The sequence below is a fragment of the Bradyrhizobium manausense genome, assembly GCF_001440035.1.
In the GTDB taxonomy this organism is placed as follows: domain Bacteria; phylum Pseudomonadota; class Alphaproteobacteria; order Rhizobiales; family Xanthobacteraceae; genus Bradyrhizobium; species Bradyrhizobium manausense.
In genome coordinates, this window is sequence record NZ_LJYG01000056.1 from 1 (window position 1) to 1,508 (window position 1,508).

The window sequence follows — 1,508 nt, forward strand, 5'->3', positions numbered from 1 at the left end:
CGTATCCTGCGGAGCAGTGCATCCAGGAGCTGTTCGAGGCGCAGGTGCGCAAGGCGCCGGAGGCGGTGGCGCTGGTCTATCAGGACCAGCGCGTAAGCTATGGCGCGCTCAATGCGCACGCCAACCAGCTGGCGCATCATCTGATCGCCCTCGGGGTCAAGCCGGATCAGCCGGTGGCAATCTGCGTTGCGCGCAGTCCGCTGATGGTGGTGGGGCTTTTGGCGATCCTGAAGGCCGGCGGGGCGTATGTGCCGCTGGACCCGGCCTATCCGTCGGCGCGGCTGCGCCAGGTGTTGGAGGATGCGGCGCCGCGGCTGCTGCTGACCGATGCGGCCGGCCGCGCCGCCTTGGGCGATGTGGGCCTCGATGCGAGCGTGGTGGAGCTCGATGCGGCGGCACCGGCCTGGGCCAGCCTGCCGGAATCGGATCCGGACCCGCGCGCGCTCGGCCTCACCTCCCGCCATCTCGCCTACGTGATCTACACCTCGGGATCCACCGGTACGCCCAAGGGCGTCATGGTCGAGCATCGGAGCACTGTCAACCTGCTGCATTGGAGCAGCGGCGTGTTTGCGGAATCAGAAATCAGCCGGACGCTGTTTGCCACCTCGATCAGCTTTGATCTGTCGATCTACGAGTGCTTCGTTCCACTCTCGCAAGGAACCAGGCTGCACCTTGTCGAGAATGCGCAAACGCAGTCGGATGTCTCCTTAATCAACACCGTCCCTTCGGCGATCGCCGCTCTGCTCGATCAGAAAGCAGTGCCGGCTTCGACAAGCGTCATCAATTTGGCCGGCGAGCGGCTGAAGGCGGATCTCATCGCGAAGGCATTTGAGAGCAGTGGCGTCGAGAAGATCTGTAATCTGTACGGTCCTTCCGAGACAACGACCTACTCGACCTGGATTTGCATACGAAGGGGGGACGTTGTCGTTGAAACGATTGGCCGTCCGATTGCGAACACGCGTGTGTATCTGCTGGATGGTCATGGGGAGCCGGTGCCGTTCGGGGCGGTGGGCGAGCTCTGCATTGGCGGTGCGGGGGTGGCGCGGGGCTACCTGAACCGCCCTGAGCTGACGGCGGAGCGGTTCATCGCCAGCCCCTTTGTGGACGGCGACCGGCTGTACCGGACCGGCGACCTGGCACGCTACCTGGCGGACGGCAATCTGGAGTTTTTGGGGCGCAACGACGAGCAGGTGAAGATCCGCGGCTTCCGGATCGAGCCGGGCGAGATCGCGGCGCGGCTCCTCGAGCATCCGGCGGTGGGTGATGCGGTGGTGGTGGCGCGCGAGGATGGCCGCGGCGAGCAGCGGCTCGTTGCGTATGTCGTCGCCCCCGAAGCTGAGGAATCTGATCTTGCCGGCGGTTTGCGCGCACACTTGAGTGCGCGGCTGCCGGACTACATGGTGCCGTCTGCGTTCGTGCGGCTGGCGAGGCTGCCGCTGACGGTGAACGGCAAGGTCGATCGGAACGCGCTGGCTGCGCCGGACGATGAGGCGTATGCGCATCGCGCC

General features: G+C 65.6%; 1 protein-coding gene. It reads left to right on the forward strand.

All coding sequences use genetic code 11. The features are described 5' to 3' along the window. The coding region (locus AOQ71_RS15315) for a non-ribosomal peptide synthetase (RefSeq protein ID WP_157083512.1) at positions 1-1,508 on the forward strand (1,508 nt) is incomplete at both ends.